Raw genomic sequence first — 20,288 nt, forward strand, 5'->3', positions numbered from 1 at the left:
GGCAGCACCCAGCAAGTCAATAAGGCGATCGGAGGAAATCCATTTAGCTGCTCGCCTCTCCGCTCCAGGAAGACGGGCCAGACCCCGGCGCCCAGGAATATGGCCGCTAGGTCTGGATGAAGCGTGTCGGTTCGCGCAGCACGTCGGCTGCGCCCGCCAGATCGGCCAGCCGGCTGGCCAACGTGGCCATCGCCAGCCGCTCGGGCAACGCCTCGCTGAACTTGAGCCCGTCGAGTGCCTTCTTGTTCACCTCGGGCAGGCACAGCCGCTGATCAGCGTCCGCCACCAACGCCATCCACTCGTCCCTAGTGAGATCCTTCCGCAGGCGGATCTGACTGTCATCGAAGCGTTGGACCGGATCAACGACCTCTGCCATGGTGGCAGCCAACGTGGCGTTGGCACGGAAACCGGCCCAGGTCCACCAACGCAGGTCGTCGCCATGCCGATCTCGGACGATGACACTGCCTCCCGGATGAACGAACGAGGATCGCTCTTCCCGTTCCTGTGCGAGGCGCTCGACCGCCCGGCGGGTGAGGTTGACCGGCGGGTCAGCCCCGAGGAGAACCTCGCGCACGGCCCGGCTCAACTCGAAACCGCGGCCGGCCCACCCGCCGGTCGTCCAGCGGGCCTTTCCGCCGCCGTCTGCGGGTTCGACGAAGCAGCGGCGGCGGCGCCAGTCGATGTAGGTCACTCGCCAGCTCCGCCCGTTGAGGAGCAGCCGGCGATCCCCCTGCACCTCCTCAGTGAGCAGCGCTGGATCGATGCGGCCCAAATCCTCGCGGCCGACCAGAACGGTGAATTCCGGGGCGCCGGTGAACACCGCCGTCATGCCCATGAAGTGACGGTGCCCGAAACGCCGCTCCGCTTCCGGACCGATGTGGAGCATGCCGCTGTCGCGGTCGAGATAGCCCTGATCAACCAGGTGACGAATGATGGGGTCGGCGCTACGACCGAACGGGTCGAGGCCGTTCCACCACCGCGGCCAGGTCCGATCTCCAACCTGATGCTCCTGCAGACAGAGCGCCAACAGCTGCTGAGCGACGATGTGCCGCGGCTCAGGCGGAGCAATAACCGGCTCGACCCACCCCCGACCCCAGAGCAGCAGCAGAGCCGCGGCCTCCAGCAAGGCATCTCCGGTACGGGCGAGGAAGAGGCAGTTGCGGATGCTGCCGGGCCGCCGTCCCGTACGCCCAATTCGCTGCAAGAAGGACGCCACGGTCGAAGGCGCGTCGATCTGGATCACCCGGTCGAGGTCACCGACGTCGATGCCCAACTCGAGTGTGCTGGTCGAGACGATGACGCAGTCACGCGCCTCCGCGAACGCCTCTTCCGACCGCCGCCTCTCGTCGGCGGAGAGCGATGCGTGTGACAGGAACGTGGTGATGCCGTGGCTTCTCAGGAGACTTCCGAGTTCCTCGACGGCCTGCCGCGACTCGCAGAAGACCAGCCTCTTCTCACCGGCGTGCAGAGCGGCGAGCACCGTGGCGGCATTTTGTAGGGAGCCGACGAAATCCAGCTCGACCTCACCCGGCGGCGGAGCGCCCGCGGCACTGGGGACTGGTACATCGGGCGCGATAACGTGTCCGGATCGGGTCCCGGCGCCGGCGCCTTGCAACCACGTCAGCAGGCGATCCGGGTTTCCCACTGTCGCCGACAGCCCGATCCGCTGCACGGGGTGGCCGATCAGATGGGTCAGGCGTTCCAGCACGGCGAGAAGATGCCAGCCGCGATCGTCGCCCGCGAACGCGTGTACCTCGTCGACCACAACGGCCCGTAGTCCGCTGAAGAATGCCCGGTGGTCGACGTTGCGGCTGACCAACATCGACTCGAGTGATTCCGGCGTGGTCAGCAGCACGTCCGGGCGGCCCGCCAGGATGGCTCGCCGGCGCGTCGAGGTGACGTCGCCGTGCCAGATCGCGGCCCGCCGTCCCAGCCAGTCCGCGTAGCGCTCCAATCGCGGCAGCAGATTGTTCAACAATGCCTTGAGCGGACAGAGGTACAGCACCGACGTGCCGGACCAACCTTCGGCCGCCATCCTCGACAGAAGTGGAAAGGCGGCAGCTTCGGTCTTGCCTCCGGCGGTCGGAGCGAGCAGGAGGGCGTCGTTACCCGCCAGCAGCGGTTGCACCGCAGCCTCCTGCAAGGGCCGCAGACCCGGCCATTGCAGCGTGTTGACGATGTGGTGCAGCACCACCGGGTGCAGCAGATCGGTGGTGCTCAAAGGTCGAGGGCGATGTCGTCGGCGCTTGCGGCGTTGCGTTCCACGTCGGTCATCTCAGCTGCCGACATGGTCGGCGCGTAGTGCTGGCGCGGGTCAAAATCGGGGAATTGATCGACCCGGTCCAGAACATCGCCTACGAGCTTCTTGAGGTACAGCCGAGGCACGATGCCGACTTTCCCACCAAGGCCGCCCGCGACAGCGCGAGCCAACTGGTCGAGGTACGCATCATCCACCGTTGCTTGGACGCGGGCGGGCGCGGAGGAGCCGACCGCGTAAAGGTCGCGGACGCGTGTGCCCAACTGGATTAGCGATTCGAGGGTGAACCCGGGAAGGCGGATCTGCACGGCTCGGGGGTTGTCGAACCTCGGATCGGTGCCGAAGTCGACGGCGAGCCGTTGCGCCAACGGGGCCAGACGCTGCACGCCCTGCTGTCCGTCGTAGAACGCGGGCGTGCCGGTGATGACGAGGTAGAGCCCGGGGAACCGGCCCGAGTTCACCTCGTCGATCAGCTGCCGCAGCGCGTTCAGGGCCTTGTCACGGACGTCACCACGTACGCGTTGCAGGGTCTCGACCTCGTCCAGCACGAGCACCAGGCCCGGGTGACCGGCGTCGCGCAGGACTGTAAGCAGCCCTTGCAGGAAGGCCATGCCGCCGAAGTGGTCGAGTTCCCCGCGAATGCCGGCGGCTCGCTTTGCCGAGGCCGCCACCTGCGGTTGCCCCGCCATCCAGGCAGCCAGGCCATCCGCGACGGCGGCATCACCCGAACTCAAGGCGGCCCGGTAGCCACGCAAGGCGAGCGCAAACAATGGCGAGTGTTTGCTGACGTGGGCAAGCCGCTGTTCGAGGAGCCGATCCACCGCCGCGCCGACATCGGCCTCCGCGTTCGGATCAGCGTCGAGCGCGTCGGATTCCAGAGTGAACAGCCATGAGTCGAGAACGCCCCGGAACGCGCTCGGCGGCATCGAGGCGGTCCGAAGGGACTCCGTCACGCGCCGGTATACGGTCTCGAGCCGGTGCAGCGGCGTCTGGGTCTCGGAGATCTGCACTTCCGCGGCGGCAAACCCGGCACGCAGTGCCCGCTCGGCCAGATGCCGGGTGAAGAAGGTCTTTCCGGCGCCGTACTCGCCGCGCACCGCTTTGAACACGGCGCCACCGGAAGCGACCGCGTCGAGCTCTTCGTCGATCGCGGGGGAAAACCGATCGAGGCCGACCGCGAGCAGATCGAGACCGCTTTCGGGTACGGTACCGCGGCGCAGCGCGCTGATCACCTCGCGGCGGCGCCGGTGGGAGACGTCGGGCGTCATGGATGCACCTCGAACTGCTCGGTCAGCAGTTTGAGGTCGAGTGTCACCGTGCCGGTGGCCGGTTCGGCCGACAGTACGGCGTATCCCTCGACGTTGAGCAGTTGCTGAGCTTGCGTGAGGGCGCCCCGGAGCCTGGTCTGGGCGACGCCGAGTGCTTGGGCCGCAGGGGTGGGCGCCAGCCGGTTGGCCGGTGCGTTCGCCAGCGCGTCGACGATGCCGACGATCTGATCGTCGGTGACGATGAGCCGGCCGGTGATCTTGCGCTGCGCCTTGTACACGGGGCTGGTCACGACGGCGCGGCCGACCGTAACGGCAGGTTGCTCGGTGACCGCCGGGCTCAGGTCGAACAACGTGGGGCCCGTCTGGCGGTCGGTACGGCTCTTGGCCGTTGTGGGCTTCGGGCCCGCCGTTGGCATCGCCGGTGGTGCGCTAGCGGCAGCCGTTAGCCACCAAGTGGGTTCCTGCGGTGGCAACAGCGCCAGCTCGGCCGGGTTGCTGGCTTCGTCTGGCACGAGAACGGCGATGGGGACCACTACCTCGGCGGCGCTCGCTCCCCCGTGATAGCCGGCCTTGAGCGGCCCGTACCGGAGGGTTTCGTCGACGGCGAGGACTGCTTGATGGTCGTCAGTGAGCACGCGTGGGCCGCTGACCTCGACCTCGTCGTCCCCGACGGGAGCGGTGGCCGAACGCGAGCGGGCACTCGAAATCTGGGGGTACGGACGTTGCGTGCCTTGCCGTCGCTCGACGACGTGACCGTGGTCGGAGGTCACTACGACAGTCCGCCCGGCAGCGGCAGCCCGGGCGAGCAGCGGTTCGAGATGTTTCACGGCGTCGGCGGTCCACACCGTGCCCGCCGGGTCGCTGCGCTCGAGGGCATCGTCGATCGTGTTGAGGACGACAGTCACCAGTGAAAGGTCGCGGTCGTCGATGGCACCGCCCACGTCGGGGCTGACTGACCAGCCGGCCACGGTGGTGTCGACGGCCTTCTTGTGGAATAGCCGCGCAGAGATCTTCCCGACCTTGGCGGTGATCTCGGCGTATCCCTGCCGTTCCTCGGGCTGCTGCCCGCTTGTGAGGCGGCCCGAGAGTAGGGACGCGCGGCTCACCTCGGTAACCGATGGAAGTACGGCGAGCGCTCCCGCCCTGCGGAACTTGTCCGCTCCGGGCAGGACCGCCTCAAGCCAGCCGAGTCGCGCTGTCGCGTCGGCGAGGATCTCGGTGGCAACCGCGGCACTCATGCCGTCGAGGACGAGCAGAAGCACCGGAACCTTGCGGGCGAGCGGCATGACCGCGCCGGGCAGCACCTGCTCCAGGTACCAGAGGATGCCCCCAGCGGATGGCAACCCGCGACCGGAAGGTGCGGGTGCCGAGGCCAGCGCCTGTGCGAAGTGCCGTTCCTGCGCGCGTCGACGGGTTTGAGCCGCCGTGACGACGGCATGCAGGGCAGTCGACAGGCTGGGATCATCGATGCCACCGAACGCGTCGTTGATCGCTGCGTCGGCCCATGCCGCGTTGTCGAGGTAGTCACGCGCGTGCACGGCGAGCGGGCCGGCATCGAGCGCGTTCGCGTCGGAGAGCCAGCGGACGAGTCGTACCGCGGCCTCGAAGGGAACCCGCAGCGGCGTTGTTGCGCCGAGTCGATGGGACCGGACGGCCGCCCACGCACTCTCGACCACTTCTGGATTGTCGACCCGTCCGGATGGAGACACTGCCCGCCGGAGAGCATCGGCAAGGGCTGCAAGACGGGCCCGCAAGCCGCCGGTCAGCAGTTCGGAGTAGCGGGCCAGCGGTTCGGCCTGCAGCTTGGTGAGGATCGCATCGGCCCGGTCGAGGCAGCGCGCGACATCGTCGTCGGCGCGCCGATCGTGGACCAGGTCGGACAGCAGGGAATCGGCTGCTTGTCCGAGCGCGGCCAGCGCGACAGGCGAAGGCTTGAAGTCACCCCACCGCGGTTCGAGGCGAACGAGAGCAAGTTGCGCCTGGTGTGCCGTCGCCGCGTCATATCCATCCGCGGTCAGAAGCCGCAGGACGAGACCGAGCGGTACGACATCGGATAGTTCGCCCCGAGAGAGCAACGCCCGGATCGGGCCGGCGGCGGACCCCGCGCGCTGAGCAATCCAGTCGAGTGTCGTATCCGCAAGAAGGTCACCGACGCTTCTGCGAAGAGTGCCGAGTGCGGCAACGCTCTGAGCTGCGATCGACCAGCGCAGGACGCCGAGGACGTCGGTGGTGTCCGTATCGAAGCCGAGATGGATGGCGGCGACGGCGCCGAGCGCGTGATGTCGGGTCAGCACCCCGGCCGGAGCGGCCGGCCATCCCGCCACCGGAGTGGCCGCGACCAGGGCGGTGGCCAGCTCGCGGTTGTTCGGACGACTGGTCAACGCCGGATCGATCCCGGTAGCGGCGAACCGGGTCCGCACCGCCTCCCACGGGTCCGGGCTGCGCAACCGCTGCCAGACGAAGTGGGCGAGGACACCCGCGCCCAGGTCCTCGTCGTCGCGATCGGTGACGATGACGAGCCAGTCACCGTCGCGGTGGTCTCCGAGCAACTCCCGGGCGGCCAACGCCGACTCGGCGGCCCGGATCCGCACCGTCTGGCCCTGGTGCGGCAGGTCTGCGGTGATCGCCCGGTCGGGGATGCCACGGATGCCAATGACACCGGTGCGGTAGTTCTTGGCGCGGGCCTCGTCCACGATGGCGAGCACCATCGAGGTGCTCACCTGCGTTGCGGCCATGGCGACGGTCACGGCAGCGCTCTCCACGTCACCTCGACGACGGCGTCGGGGTTCTCCTCCAAAAACGCGCTCAGCTGCTTGATGACGCCGCTGTTCTCGGCGCCTCGCGGCCGGTTGGCGTGCCCTTCCTTGATGCCGGGCTTCGGCTTCGGGGCCGGGGGCAATGGAGTAGGAGCCGGCGGAGCGCCAGCGGCCAGCCACGTGAAAATCCCGTTCTCGCAGGCGGCCAGTGCTCGCGTGATGGGGACGGGCAGCTCGTTCTGCTCCAGGGCCGAGCACAACTCGTTGACGATGGCGGCGGCCTCCGTCGCGCGGCTTCCTTCACCCTTCATCGCATCACGCAGCGGTTCCAGCCGGTCCCAGTGGAAGCCGGTGAGCGCCCGCTCCACCGTCTCGGCCGAGGCCAGCGACTTGCCCGCGGCGACCGGTGTGGCATCCCCCAGGCTCGCCTTGGCCAGCGCCTGGACCAGCTTGAGGCCGTCGAGGTGACGCAGTTGCTGGATCAATGCGGAACTGGCCTTCGCGGTCCGCAGCCGGTTGCCGTCGGCGATCTCCAAGCGGCGGTACGCGGTCTCGACCGCGGCGACCAGGCCCGGCGCCGCCCTGGACAGTTCCGACGCCTTGGTGGTGACCTGAGCGACGAAGTCGGCCACGGCGGGCGCGGTCAGGTAGGTCGCGGCCGTGACGCCGAGCATCGCGCCGGCCACGGTTCGCGCCGCTTCCCATTCATCGGCGGAGGGGAGTTCCTGTGTACGCAGCTCCATCACCGGGCTTAATGAACCCGGTTCCGGCACGACCGGCAGGGCGGTCCCCTGCTGGAACCATGCCCGCTGGCGCAGCGCCGCCCAGGCGATGATCACCAGGTCGGCCACTTCGTCGCGCAGGCCGTGGGCGGGCGAGACGTCCCGGATCCAGCGTCGCAGTTCCGCCACGGTCACCGGCCCGTCGGCCGGTTTGCCCTCCTCGAGCGCCCGGCGCCCGAGCGCGCGCTCGATCTCTTGGCCCCACGGAGTGAACCGGTCGTCGCCCAGCAGGTAGTGCATCTCGGTGGCCTTGCCGACGCCGAGCGGCTCCGCGATCCTTCGCACCACCGCCGCGTCGGCCTCGAGCTCCACCCGCTTCTCGCTGTCCGCGACCGTCAGCGCGACGTAGCGAGCGACGGCCTTGAGGTCGCGTACCCTGACCTCGACGTCGCCCGGCTCGAACACCGGATGCGCGGGGTAGATCGCTTTGAACGCCTGATCGAGCAGGTTCCCGAAAGCCTGACCGAGGGTGGCTCCGACCGGATTGGCCGGGGCAAAACGACGCTCGAACGAGAACAGCGTCCGCTCGTGCGACGCGTCCTCCAGCAGGACACCCGGGCGCGGCGAAGCAGCGCCGTACGCCTGTTGAACGGCGTCCTCGAGGCTGCGCCGCAGCGTGTTGCGCTGCGATTCCAGGATCGACCGGGCCAGGGCACGATCGGCCTCGTTGAGGTGGTCGGCGTGACCCTGCCAGCGCTCGGTGCTGCCGTCGAGCAGCCAGTTGAGGATGACCAGCCGACGCAGCTCGCGGATCTTTTCCTCAGACAGGAATCGCGGCAACCACACGACCGTGCGCTCCTGCACGCCCCGGGCCACCATCTCGTCCAGCCGCTGCAGATCCTCGGCCGTGGAGTGACCCGGGTCGTCGAACGGGTGGTCGACGACGATGCGCCACGTGTCCGGGGCCGCCCGGAAGTGGTCGTCGGACAGCCAGCTGCGATCGCGGACGTTGCCGAAGAGCACATCGACCTTGCGCTTCGAGCCGCGCCAGATGAAGTCGTACGGGTAGGCGCCCTGCAGGTCCTGCGACGCCAGCGTGACCCCGAGGCTCTCGCTGACCAGGTCCTTCAGCAGCTCACGTCGTCGGCCCTCGTTGTCCTCCGCCTTGGCCCGCTCCACGATCGACTCGTAGTCGACGTCGGACAGCTGCACCCGGATCGTCGGGTTCCGGTCGTCGCCGTCCAGGTGAATCTCCGGGATGTCCCGGGCCCACGTGCGCACCTTGGACAACACCACCTGCGCTTCGCCGCCCGGCAGCGGCGACACGATCGACCCGTGATTCAGCGACGCCAGCCGGGCCGCGGTCAACGCCATCAGAGCCGGCACCTTCGGCGCGACGGCCGACAGCAGAAGGGTCTTGGCCAACCGATCATCCGTACGGAATCCCGGGGGACTTTTTTCCGGCTCCTCCCGCAACGTCCGCTCGTCGATGCCATGCATGCCGAGCAGCAACGGCCGCAGCTTGTCCGTGTAGAGCTTGTTGGCCGAACGGAAGAGGGCGGCCGCCTCGGCATCCAGCGCTTGGCCGGTCTGCCCCTGCACGATCAGATCGAAAGAATCACCGACCGGAATGATCTGGTCGATGGTCAGGGTGTCCCGACGGTCGACCAGCATCTGCTGCATGACCTTGAGCGCGGTCCGTTCCCGCTGCATGACACTGGCCAGGCTGCGCAGCGTCGACACCAACGCCGGCGAGAACGGGTAGGTCAGCCGGAACGCTTTCTCATCCGATCCGCGGTGCCGCTCGTCGGTGTTCACCCCGTCGAGCAGCACGTCCCAGACGGCCGGCCGCCGGTCGATCGCACCGAACGCAGCCTCCAGCACTGCGGCCGCCGCCACGTCCTTCGGCTGCAGCAGACGACGATTCGCCACGTACGGGAGGTTGTCGTCGCCGAGCGGGATGACGCCGAACCGGCCCTCTTGGTGCCGGAAGGCACGGTCCAACGCGTCCTGCTCGGCGCCGCTCGCCCCGGAGTCCGCGAACCAGCGGCGCAGATCCATCTGCCGGGCCACGAAGGAGATCAGCGGAATGGGCCGCCCACCGATCGAGGACTCGACCAGCTTGGTGAGCTTCTGCGACTCGCGGCGGAAAAACTCGCGGTCTTGCACCGAGAACGCAAGCCACAGCACCAGCTCGTCGAGGAACAGAACTACAGCGTCGTACCCGAGACTCTTGGCATGCGTCGAGATCGCCGCCAGGCCGGTGTCCAGGTCGACGTACTCAGCCTGCTGCGTGTACGACCGGAAGTACGTGTCGACGAGCGCCGATACCAACTTCTGCCGACTCGGACTCGCCGCCGATGCCGCCCGCGCCTCGGCGAACCGGAGAGCATCCCACTCCCCCGCACCCAGCACCGCCGCCCACGGGTCGGCCGCGCCGCCGCCCTGGGAATCGCCGTTGAGGCCGGCGAAGAACTGCTGGTCACCGAGCTGCTCCCGGTAGCGCTCGGCGTCGTCGAGAAGAGCATCAGATTTGTGTACGGCGGGAAGCGGCGCGCCCGGATGACGTTCGGCGACCTGACGGATGTACCCCTGAAAGAGCGCCTCCTCCATGGTCCGCGCACCAAGCATGTGGAACGCGAGCGGCAGGATCTTCCGATCGGCAAGCACGGGGTCATGCCGCGCCACCACCGAGTGCAGCTCAGGTTTGTCCCGGGCCGCGGGCTCATGCTGGAGGAGAGCGTGGAGCACAGCCATGAAGTGCGACTTACCGGATCCGAACGAGCCGGTCAGGAACGAACCACGGCTCGTCCCGGAGGTGATGCCCTCGGCTACCAGGCCCATGGCTGCGTCGAACGCCTCGACCAGCGCATCGGTGACGACGTACTCGTCGAGCGTGCGCTGAACCGCGCTGTGCCCCACCGAATCGGTCAGGCGCAGAACGTAATCCTCGGCGCCCGCACGCTCGTCGATGCGGATGACGTCGCGAAGCGGGGTACTCACGCCTTCTCCTCAAACTGCGTCAACATGACGGTCACCCCTTCGGCCGCCGCCCGCGCCCAGCCGCCGGCGGCCTCCAGGCACCAAGCTGTTCGGGCGTCATTCCCACCTGATGAGCACGGCTGCGCAACTGCTCGTCCAGGTAGTCCGCCAGGTTGAGCTGATAGGTGTCGTCGGTTTCGTCGTGCCACTGCCGAACCCAGGGCTGAAGCTCCGCGAGCCCGGCAACCAGCGGCACAAGCCTATCGTCGGTCCAGCCTTCGGCCTCGCGCTCGGCGATGACTACGTTCAGCGCGAGTGCCTGCTGCGCGTGATCCCAGCCGGCCCATCCCAGCAACTGAGTCGGGTCGGTCTCCCGCCCGGCATCCGGATAGAGAATGAACCGCTCCTTGGGTACGTCGAGCTTGCCCCGATGCTGCCACCAGGACTGCTTCCGGAAGTCCGCGGTCGTGTACTTCGGCGGCACCGGAATCTCGCCGACCTTTTCGCCTTTGTCCTCGCGGCGTTGCAGCTCCCAGGTGTGCTCCCACGCCTCACGCTTACGAAGACCCGAGTCCTTCAGCCGGTATGCAGCCAGGAAGGGCACACTCTCCGTCTCGAGCAGCGCGGAGAGCTGTTGCGTAACCGACCGATCCTTACGGCCATCCCAGAGTTGAAGCACGGACACAACGTCGGCGTCGCGGGTCACGACATCAGCAAGCTGAGCAACAGAGCGTGCGGTCGGCCGCCCCTGCGCATCGAACCAGTACGAGCGCGCCTCGAGACGATCGAGCAGCCACGCCCGCAACGCCTTCTCAACCCGCTTCTCCCACGGCTCGGATGCCCACCGGCGCTTGTACTCCGGACGCTCCAGCAGGTTGATGAACTTGTTCGACTCGATCAGATCAAGCCGTCGCTGCACCAGTTCACGATACTGTTGTGGCCAGTGCGCTGGGATTTCCGTGATCGGAATCGACCCATGCCGGGCAAACCACTGTGTCGACTCCGTACCCGACGCAACCTTGCGAGCAAGTGCAATCTCGAAGGCCCGCTCGCCCAGCCGCAGTCCCGGAGCTTCCTCCGCGAAGCTCAGATCTTCCTCGATAATCCCGAACGAGCGATATACTTCCCAGTCCAATTCCTCCTGCTCAGCGGCCAGCCGAGCCTCCATCGCCGTGATGGCTTCTCGTAGAGCCTGAGCATTCGTTTCAGAAGGAGGTTCCGAGGCTGCGCCCATGGTCGAATCAAATGTGGCGGCGAGATTCCGAGCACAATCGTCAAGCACCCGCGACCTTGAATTTGGCAACTTATCCGGAAGCGGGAAGTCTTTCAGAGTCGTTCCCGTAAACTCATAGAACTCTTCCCAGGCGTCATGCATGAATCCGCCAGTGCCAGATTGACTGCCCTTACTGTGACAGTTCTGCTTGAGCCAGAAGCAGGCCGTTGAGGAGTTCAGCACTCCGAGCAGCGCGAGGTGATCGTCCTCCGTAGCCCCCTCCGGCAACTTGATCACCGGCGCCGACCGGTTGAAGACCTTCCCACCCCGATCCAACACAAAGTGATTATGCGTAGCCACAAAAGCAAAGGCAATGGAAAGAGGCCGCTGAAACCGCTGCGGGAAGAACATGGAGTGGTCGAACCAGCGTAGACCACGCTCCACCTTGGTCAGACCAAAATCGAGCTGAGTCTCGAGCGAACGTCTAGTGCGCCAAAGGTGCCTCATCGCCGCAGAACTCAGGTGTTTGGGACTTCCGGCCTGATCATTAGGAAGAATCGTGACATTCGCAGGCGTTAAGCCATAATCGCGAACCTCCTCTCCGAGGACAACCGGAACCACATCGGGTCCCAACCGCAGAACCCTTGCCGATTCGACGGGTACGAAAAATGCCTCATCGTTTCCGGTGTGAGTCGTGCGACCGATCGTCTCAACCTTCGCGGCTAGACTTGCCTGTGAGGAGTTCTCGATTTGAGCCGACAAACCTGCAGCAGCACCGCCACTCAAGCTCCACGGATGCCTCGCAAATACTTTGCGCTTCAAGCCCGCAATGGATACGAAGTCCCCATCGAATTCCGACTTACCGATGTTCGACACAATCTCTTGCCAGACAAGACCATCCGCTGGAACCTCCGGCTGACCCGGCTCGCCACGAATTCCCAGCACGGCCTTGATCGTGTCGGTAGCTGGAGCCTGCCGCCTACCGACCAGAACGAGCGTTGGCGTCCCGTGACCTGGAATGAATGCGCCGGAGGTGTCGACCACCAGCCGCATATCCTGGCGGCTGAGAAATTCCTCAATCAGCCGGGAACCGAACTCGCGTTTCATGAAGGAGTTCGACGTAATCTGACCTGTCCAGCCGGCTGGACGGTCACCGACTCCCGCCCTTGCCAACTGGAAGAACCGTTCCATGAACGGGACCGTCAAGGCATAGGTTCCCTTGCACGTCGGGTAGAGCTCGCGGTAGGCTGCGTTCAGCTTTTTGTCTTTGACGGTGATGTATGGCGGGTTACCCACCACGACGTCGTACCTGCCCGGCTCCAGGATCGAACGCAGTGCTGCAAGATCCTCGGACGAGTAGGCGAACCCGCTGAGACCTGCGTCGTAGTCCTCCACGCCAGGCAATTCCAGCGCTAGCTGCGTCCGCCCGTGCAGCAACGAGTCACCTGCCGCGACGTGGAACTGGAATGCGGGAGCCTGCTCCAGAGATCGCAGGTCGACCGCCTGGAGCGCGGCGAGCATGAGACGGAAGCGGGCGATGGCGACGGCGAACGGGTTCAGGTCGACGCCATGGATGGCATTCAGTGTCTCTTGTACCCGCGCCTGGACCTCCATACCTGGCGCGTGCGCGGCCCAGCGATCGTTGAGCCGCCGGAAGGCACCCAGCAGGAAGTGGCCCGATCCGCAGGTGGGGTCGATGAGCTTGAAGCCTTCGAGCGGCCGCTCGGCGAGTGCCGGCTCCATCGTCTGGTCGAGGATGAACTCCTCGACGAACTCGGGCGTCTGCAGCAGCGCGAACGTCTTCTTGGCATACTCGGAAAGGTCTTGGTAAAGGTCACCAAGGAAGCGGGTAGACAGGTCGGGATCGGCGAGGTCCCAGACGAGGTCGCCGTCTGCGGTGCGCTCGCGCCAGAAGGCAACCAGCTTCTTGGCCGCCTGACCCGATGGCGACACCGTCCACAGCGGCGAGTGCGATTCGACCAGGTCCTGGGTCGCCTTCGTGTTTCGCAGATACTCGACTGCTTGGAGAACCCATTCCCGATCGGTGTCCTCGGGGTGGGCGCGGAAGTAGGCGAGCTCCGCGTCCAGCGCCTCCTGCCGGCGGTCGGCCGGTCCGGCGATCCACACCGGCTTGAGCAGGCGGTTGTCCTCGCAGAAGCGTACGAAGACCGTGGTCAGCACCCACGCGACCGCCGCCTGCGTCACGCGGTCGTCGCGCCACTCCTGCCAGGACATGGCCGTCCGCTCGCGGCTTACCGCGCGCTTCCACTCGATGTCCCACGCCTTCGCCACGTCCGGCTGCGAGGCGACGCGTTCGCGGAGGTCGTCCTCCAGGTCGAGGACCACCTTCTTGAGCGCTGCCGTCAACCCCGTCGAGACCGCCATTGCCTACTGCTCCTTCTCGGTAGCTGCGCTGAGGGCAGCCGTACTGTCGATCCACTCGTTGTCGAGGTTGACGAACTGGTTGGGTGCGGCGAGCGGAACCGGTCGACCGTCGACCACCGGGCCGTGGTTGCCGTTGAGCTGCGGCACCAGCAGCCACACCGCACGCCTGCGCGGGGCGGCCAGGTCGGTCCAGCGGGTGAGCAGCGCCATGTTGTCGTACCGGGCCAGAGGTGAAGCATCGGTGAGCAGCACCGGCGCGTCCTCCCGGCCGGCGGCGAGCGCCCGTTCGACGGTGGCCTCGACCTCGGGCCACGACCGGCGTACCAGCTCCTCCAAGCCGCGGCGGGGACGGCTCGACTCCCGTTCCGCATCGGCCGCCCGTACAAGGTCCCATGGCATGTTGGCCGCGGCCGCCGCCGAGCGCAGCGCGTCTAGCAGTGCGCCGGTCAGGTCGACCACCGTCCCTCCGAAGTGGGCTTCCACGGCATCCAGCAGGCGGCCTTGACGGTCGGCTCGGACACCGAGGGCCAGGAACGACCGGCTTCCGATCGACGTCTCCAGCCGGGCACCCAACGCGCCCGTGGCGCCCACCGGGGAGGTGGTCGCGGCGAGGCTGGTGGACGAGCGGGATTCAAGCCCGGTGGTGGCCGCACCGGTCTGTAACGCCCGGTAGACGCGTAGCCGGTCGTCGAACGTGAGGCCGAGACCCGCGTCGTTGACCAAGCTGTCGAGGGCTGGTCGCTGCGGAAGGCTCGACACGGCAGGGAAACGAACTCGTACGCGCTCGCGGATCTCGTCCGGGGTGAGCTGCTGACCGCCGAAGTCCGCGAACGTCTGGGCCAGCGCCGCGACCGTCGTGAGGTCGCGGTGGTGCAGGTCGCCGGCGCCGGACGCGGCTGCATGGGTGGAGGCGGCCGCGGCCAGGGTGACGCGGCGCAGCGGTTCGCGCAGCGCGGCCGGCCAACCCTCTTCGATGGGGACGGCGGCATCGAGCCGGGCCCGCACCCGCTGAGCCGGGATGACCCCGTTCGCCGGGTCGCCGGTTGCGCTGACCAGGCGGTCGGCCTCGGCGGCCAGCGACTCGGCGACGTCGCACCACGTCTGATCCTCGGCCAGCAGCGTGACAACGCCGCCGCGCCGGCGAAGCCAGACAGCCGACTGGGACCCGTCGGCCTTATTCATGGCTTTGCGGCGCTCGAGCGCGAAGCGGAGCAGGCCACGGGCCAGGCGTTCGTCTGGGTGGCTGTCGGGCGCGAGCGTTTCCAGGACCGTACGGGTCAGTTCGGCGACGGTGGCGACGGAGCCGAGCTCGGTCAGGCGGGCGGAGACCGCTGCGGCCAGCCGGTCGAGCAGGGCACGCGCTTCCTGGTCGCCGGCCCATCGTTCCTGCAGGGCCGCAAGAACCTGCGTGATGCGGGCTTGCTGCACCGGCTCGTCGAGGTTCGCGCCCAGCTGGGCGTGGGTCGCAAAGGCGTCGAGCTTCGTGTCGATTCCGAAGACGAGGCGGACGACGCCGCCGCGGGACGGCGAGCGCGGTGTGGCGACGACACTCAGCAGGAGGTCTGCGGCTGCCCCGGGAGTCAGCGTGGGACCGGTCCGTACCGTCGGGCGGACGTCCGAGCCGAGCCTGGCTTTCCACTCCTTGATACGCGAGGTGATCTGCAGGCGGGTGGAGTTCTTGACACCCTGTAAGCGGGACAGTCGAACCGGATCGACGGTCAGCAGCTCGCCGACGGTTTCGACGGCGTACGGCTCCAGCGCCGACAGCGCTCGGCCGGTCAGGCCGGACGAACGCAACGGCGTGGTCAGCGTCGCCTGCGCCGCCAGCTGGTCGTACGTCTCATCCGGCTCCGTCGTGGCGTCCTGCGCAAAGATCGTCAGCCAGGCGGTCCGCATGCCCTCGGCGGTGTGGTGCCGCGCCCCGGCGTCGCTGGCCAGCGCCTTGCGGAAGAAGGCGACGAGGCCGTCGGCCAGCGAAGGGTCGAACATCTCCGGCGTGATGGTCGCCTCGTCGGGAATGCTTCCCGGATCGCCCTGGCCGTCGCCGTAGACCGGCACGCTGCCGGTCGCCATCTCGAACAGGACGACTGCGGCGGCGTACCGTTCGGCGGCCGAGTCGTACCGGTCTCGCGTGCCGGTGAGGAACGGGTCGAGGTACGGCGGCGTGCCGGCGTGGGTGGCGGAGGCTGCGGCGCGCGTCAGAGAGAAGTCGAACAGGATCAGGTGCTTCGTACGGTCGCCGCGGCTCTCCCGTACGCCCAGGTTGGAAGGCTTGATGTCGCGGTGATCGATTCCGGCTTTGTCCAGGGCGACGAGGCTGTCGAGCAGGTCGGTGCCGTAACGGTCCAGAAGGTCGATCGACAGCCGCGAGCGTGCTCGCAGCGCTGCGGTCAGAGTCTCCGGGCCGGCGCTCTCGAGCAGCAGCGCCTGCCGTCCCCCGACGACGAGCCGTCCCGGTGGAAGAACCTTGACGATGCGGGGAGCGTCGAGCCGCCGCAGCGCCTCCACCTCGTCGTCGAGTCGGGCAGCGGCGGAATCGTTGAGGGCGACCTTGAGTACGCACTCCGTCTCGCCGTCGGCGAGCAGGTCCTGCACGAGCAGACCCACCGCGGTCGAGCCTTGTCCGAGACGTCGGATCAGCTTGAACCGCCCGTCGAAGACGGTGCCGGGCGCGGTGGCTTCGAGCGGGTCGGTCTCGTCGCTCGCGATCGTCGCGTCACGTTCGGCCGCGGCGAGCTGGGACAGGAAGGTGGTGACGTCGGCCGTCCGCCGGCTGGGCGCCGGATCGGTCGCCTTGAGCACCAGCGACCGCAGCGTCGACGGGACCTGCGGCAACTCGATGGCCAGGTCGAGGCCCTGCTGTTCGCGCAGCCGCTGTTTCAGGGCTCCTCGGCTCGATGCCGGCGACCGCCCGGTCAACAGGTAAAAGGTGAGGGCACCCAGGCCGAAGACATCCAGCCGTACGCGATCGGCGCCCGCGCTCCAGGTGCCCTCCGGCGCGCCGAACACCTCGGCCGCGCCGGATCCTTGATCGGCTAGGGCGACACCGACCAGCGAGGTCACGCCCTCGACGGTGCCGCTCGACGCCGAAGCGCTCTGGACGCTGCCGGAACTCTGCCAGTCACCGACCCGAACCTTTACGTCGCTGTGCGTGCCGGGAACCGGGCGCACCCAGACCGCCGGGGGGATCAGGCCACGGTGGACGACCCGGTTGTTGTGGGCGTACTGCAAAGCCTCGCCGATCTGCCGGATCATCGACAGTTGCGTGGCCAGCGAAACGCCTTGCTCCTGACCGGCCAGCCACAGGTCGAGCCGCTGCCACTGCTGGTCGTACGGGTAGACCAGTCCGATGCCGAGCTCGGACTCGACCAGGTCCCGCGGGCGCAGCAGCCCGTCGTGCTGCAGCCGAGACATGACGCGGAACTCGTGTTCGGCGATCTGCCGGGCCGCGCCGCGCTCCTGCTGACTCGCCGTCGGCGACAGCACGCGGAACCGGATGCGGGCCTGGTCCTGCTGGACCACTCGGTGGTAGGCGAGCCAGTCCTGCCAGCCCTCGTCGGAGTCGATGGCCTGGTCCTTGATGACCCACGAGCCGGCTTCGCGTTCGCGTCGCTGCACTAGGCCGATGCGTTCCAGCAGCTTGACCAGGATGTGCTCCTGGTTCGGGCCGATCGCCCGCCGTCCCGCGGGTTCGAGGACAAGCTCGGAGATTCCGGTGAGGTGGCTTTCCGCGACCCGATTGTCGAGACCGTACAGGTTGATGGTGCTCGACGGGCTGAGCAGGCACCTCAGGTCGGGGTGATGGAGAAACACCGCTTCCTGTACGAATGGAACGACGTCGCGGTCATCGGCAATCTGCACACTCTGCTCTTGTGCCCAGAGCCGCAGCTCCTCCCTCAACTTGCTGGCGAAGTACTGCGCTTTACGCCGAGCCAGCTTGAGCGGCGAGTCCTCCGGCCGTCGGCCGTCACGAGCCCAGCGCTGATCGTCGCCTCGAAGTGTGCCGGAGTAGTACTTGAGCTCGATGAGGTGCAGCTGCTTGCGGCCGAGTAGAAGGAGGTCGACCTCATGCCACCGGCCGCGCGAGTCGCGGAACTCGAAGTTCGACCAGGCGCGAAACGGCGTCTCGTCCGGCATGATCGCTCGGATTAGCGCCAGGCCCTCGGCCTCGTGCGGAAACTGTGACGGCGAGACCTCGATCCACCGGTCCTGCCCGTCCGCTACCACCGTTCGCCTCCTACCCGCCGGCCTGGTTTGTCCCCGAACCTACCGCTCCGGCCGCAGCAGCATAGCCGCCTGCCTGCTGAGAGTTCCCGTGTCCTACCAGCAAGTCGCCGTCGCCATGAGAGATGTACGTTCGTTGGCGTGCTCTGACCCGATCGGCCTTGGCGAACCAGACACTTAGCTGATCAGCCAAGCGGGCACTCAGGGGAGCTTGCCCTCGGCCGGAGCCAATCGGACTTGGTTTCGGAGCCCAGTAGTGACGGGCGGTTGGAGAGGCATCCGCGCCATGAGGTCGGGGGTAACCCCCACTCAGCTCTTCCGCCTGGTCGGGACTGGCACGCCAGGCGACCATGGCCGCCGCAGGACTGACGCTGCTACAGTCGAGGTGCGGAAGGCCTACGGGCCGCCCGCACTGCCTTAGGGCCCGCTAGCCAATGCGGGCCCTTCGTGCATCTACGCTAAGTCACGGCCCCAGGACTGCTGTTGCCCGTTCACCGCGGGAAACCAGCAGAGCTGGTGCACCACTCGCGGCTTCAGCCGTTTCCACATGCCGATCTTGGCCCTTCGCGCGCGTGCGTCGGTTTCCTGGTGCGTGAACGTTCGGCGGTAGAGGAAGGCCACCACGTCGACCGCCTGGACGAGTCTGCTTGCCTGGCTGGGCGCGAAATGCAACGTATCGACGATACGGGTGAGCCGCCGGTTTCGGTAACCACTCGTGCCGGCTTCCCTGTACGTGAAGAAGTCGGCACGGTGCTTCGCCTGACCATCCACCTCGTCTGCGATCACGAGCGCATAGTCGTCAAACGCAGTGGCGCATTCATCGACCCGTTCCAAGAGATGCTTCAACACCACGGAGTGCGGAGCCTCAGGGACTGCGTACCGAGCTTTCTGGCCGATCACGTCCATGCCGCGAGCAATGATACGAACCGGCTGCGCCGCCACCGCCTCCACGACGTCGTCGAAGACGCCGATTCGCGCCCGAGGTGGGACGCCCTTCCACGACTTCGCTGCGTGGAAGATCTCATGCCCGTGCAATTCGACTTCGGGACCCGCGGGCAGGCCATAGGCACGTACGGCGTCCGCGGCAACTTGATCAAACTGCGCGGTCAGCGCCGCCGCGGCCGGCCCGTCGAGCAGCAGAGCCGCCATCGTGTACCAGTCATCAGTAAAGGACTCGTCAACGTAGGTGAGAAGCACTGCGTCCTACCCCCGCAGGAGTACTGACGCGGATCGAGCGGTAAGCACTCTTCCTCCAAGGACGTCGCCCGGGCAGACGACAGCCGAGTCCAATGTCGACCCCCACCGTAGACCGAAGCCATCGGAATGGACCACTCGCGGCAAGGCGTAGACCCGCGGCCCCTCGCACGAGCGGATCAGCGGACACGCGCTGGCAGCAGCCGTCCTCCGTCGCACCTGCGAAGTGGCCAAGCGCGGTGAGTGCAAAAGCGAACTAACGGACATGGAGGTCACGGCCAAGAATGGTCATGTCCGCTAACGGCTTGAATGCGGCCACGGCGAGCCGTGGCCCGTGACCACGCCCGCGACCACAAGATCCACTAAACAGTACTGCTCGAACGATGTGCGTCCATAGAAAAAGCCGAGGACTCGCGTTCTCATCGGCGGCTGGAAAGTCTGTCGGCGTAACAGGATTTGAACCTGCAACCCCTTCACCCACAGCATTTAGGAGGCCCAGCGACGTGCTAACAAACGTTTTTCCAGGTCGCTGGAAAGTATACTCGGCCGAGTAAAGGTGTCGCTGCCAGCCACCTCCAGCTTCTCCCATCACAACGACCCTACCTGCGGCTTCACCGAGACGGGTCCCCTCAAACTTGCTCTCCAACTCGGCACCGCAGTCGCTCAGCAGGCCGATCCGGAACCCCGGCCGCCGGAGTTCCGCCAGGATGCCGAGCGCGTGATGCTGCGGCTTGCGGAGGCGGGCATGACCGCTCCGGTGATGCCCGAGCGCGACGGGGAGCTAGGCGGATGACGGGTTCGCTCCGCAGGAAAGCGCCATCGCCCTCGGCGTGCTCTCCGTCCCCCGCCGTGGACCCCGATGGTGCGCTCGCCGAAGCTCCCGGCCAGCGCCTCCCAGACCCGAGGCCGGCAGCCGCCGAGCAGCTCGCCAGTGCGGTGCGCGAGGGGCTCGCGATACTCCTCAGCGCCAGGGTCGGTCAGCGTGCCGAAGTAGCCGAAGATCACCGCGCGCATGGCCCACACACGGACGCGCCGGAGACCCATCGTGGTGCGAGGGCCTCCGGCGAGGCGATTCCGTGCGGTGAATCAGGATCCGCGAAGGATCAGGTTGCCGCTGTCCGCGGCGCCGCTCCGCGAGCCGCTTATTTCGCTGGCGCGTTTTGCGGCGCCGCATTCCCCGCGGCCCTGTCCGCTGGCGTTTCGTTCAAACCCAGACCACGCAGGATGTTATCGCGATTCGCGTTTCCGCGCAGCGCGGTCAACGAATTCAAGCGGACCAGCAAAGTC

8 protein-coding genes are annotated in these 20,288 nt (G+C 67.2%); 1 reads left to right on the forward strand and 7 read right to left on the reverse strand.

What is annotated here, in order from left to right; all coding sequences use genetic code 11:
* Nucleotides 1–106: 106 nt before the first annotated feature.
* The 7 genes from Ade02nite_RS48060 to Ade02nite_RS48090 all read right to left on the reverse strand — a co-directional run bounded on the left by Ade02nite_RS48060 (nt 107) and on the right by Ade02nite_RS48090 (nt 19,004).
* Nucleotides 107–2,221, reverse strand: coding sequence for a DEAD/DEAH box helicase (locus Ade02nite_RS48060; RefSeq protein ID WP_203778152.1), 2,115 nt, complete (start codon nt 2,219–2,221; stop codon nt 107–109).
* Nucleotides 2,218–3,525 carry a BREX system ATP-binding protein BrxD gene (gene brxD, locus Ade02nite_RS48065; protein ID WP_203778153.1) on the reverse strand — a complete coding sequence of 436 codons (1,308 nt, stop codon included), beginning with the start codon at nt 3,523–3,525 and terminating at the stop codon, nt 2,218–2,220. Before brxD ends, Ade02nite_RS48060 begins: the two co-directional genes overlap by 4 nt.
* A complete protein-coding gene (pglZ, locus tag Ade02nite_RS48070) occupies nt 3,522–6,272 on the reverse strand; it encodes a BREX-2 system phosphatase PglZ (RefSeq protein ID WP_203778154.1) in 2,751 nt (916 codons plus the stop codon). Before pglZ ends, brxD begins: the two co-directional genes overlap by 4 nt.
* Nucleotides 6,269–9,925 carry a DUF6079 family protein gene (locus Ade02nite_RS48075; RefSeq protein ID WP_203778155.1) on the reverse strand — a complete coding sequence of 1,219 codons (3,657 nt, stop codon included), beginning with the start codon at nt 9,923–9,925 and terminating at the stop codon, nt 6,269–6,271. The genes pglZ and Ade02nite_RS48075 overlap by 4 nt, the downstream gene beginning before the upstream one ends.
* Nucleotides 9,926–10,037: 112 nt before the next feature.
* Nucleotides 10,038–13,583 (reverse strand): BREX-2 system adenine-specific DNA-methyltransferase PglX, encoded by a 3,546-nt coding sequence (pglX, locus tag Ade02nite_RS48080; protein ID WP_203778156.1) that lies wholly within the window; start codon nt 13,581–13,583, stop codon nt 10,038–10,040.
* Nucleotides 13,584–13,586: 3 nt separating this feature from the next.
* Nucleotides 13,587–17,810, reverse strand: coding sequence for a BREX system serine/threonine kinase PglW (gene pglW / locus Ade02nite_RS48085; protein WP_203778157.1), 4,224 nt, complete (start codon nt 17,808–17,810; stop codon nt 13,587–13,589).
* Nucleotides 17,811–18,260: 450 nt separating this feature from the next.
* Complete coding sequence (locus Ade02nite_RS48090; protein ID WP_203778158.1) at nt 18,261–19,004, reverse strand: DUF3800 domain-containing protein; 744 nt, start codon at nt 19,002–19,004, stop codon at nt 18,261–18,263.
* A gap of 553 nt (nt 19,005–19,557) precedes the next feature.
* Between Ade02nite_RS48090 and Ade02nite_RS48095 the strand changes: the two genes are divergently transcribed.
* Nucleotides 19,558–19,794: a hypothetical protein gene (locus Ade02nite_RS48095; RefSeq protein ID WP_203778159.1), complete on the forward strand. Its 237-nt coding sequence runs from the start codon at nt 19,558–19,560 to the stop codon at nt 19,792–19,794.
* Nucleotides 19,795–20,288: the final 494 nt, after the last annotated feature.

This window comes from Paractinoplanes deccanensis, from assembly GCF_016862115.1.
In the GTDB taxonomy this organism is placed as follows: Bacteria; Actinomycetota; Actinomycetes; order Mycobacteriales; family Micromonosporaceae; genus Actinoplanes; species Actinoplanes deccanensis.

Coding starts and splice junctions, on each gene's coding strand:
- brxD (WP_203778153.1), bottom strand. CDS start 3,525: ATGACGCCCGACGTCTCCCACCGGCGCCGCCGCGAGGTGATCAGCGCG.
- pglX (WP_203778156.1), bottom strand. CDS start 13,583: ATGGCGGTCTCGACGGGGTTGACGGCAGCGCTCAAGAAGGTGGTCCTC.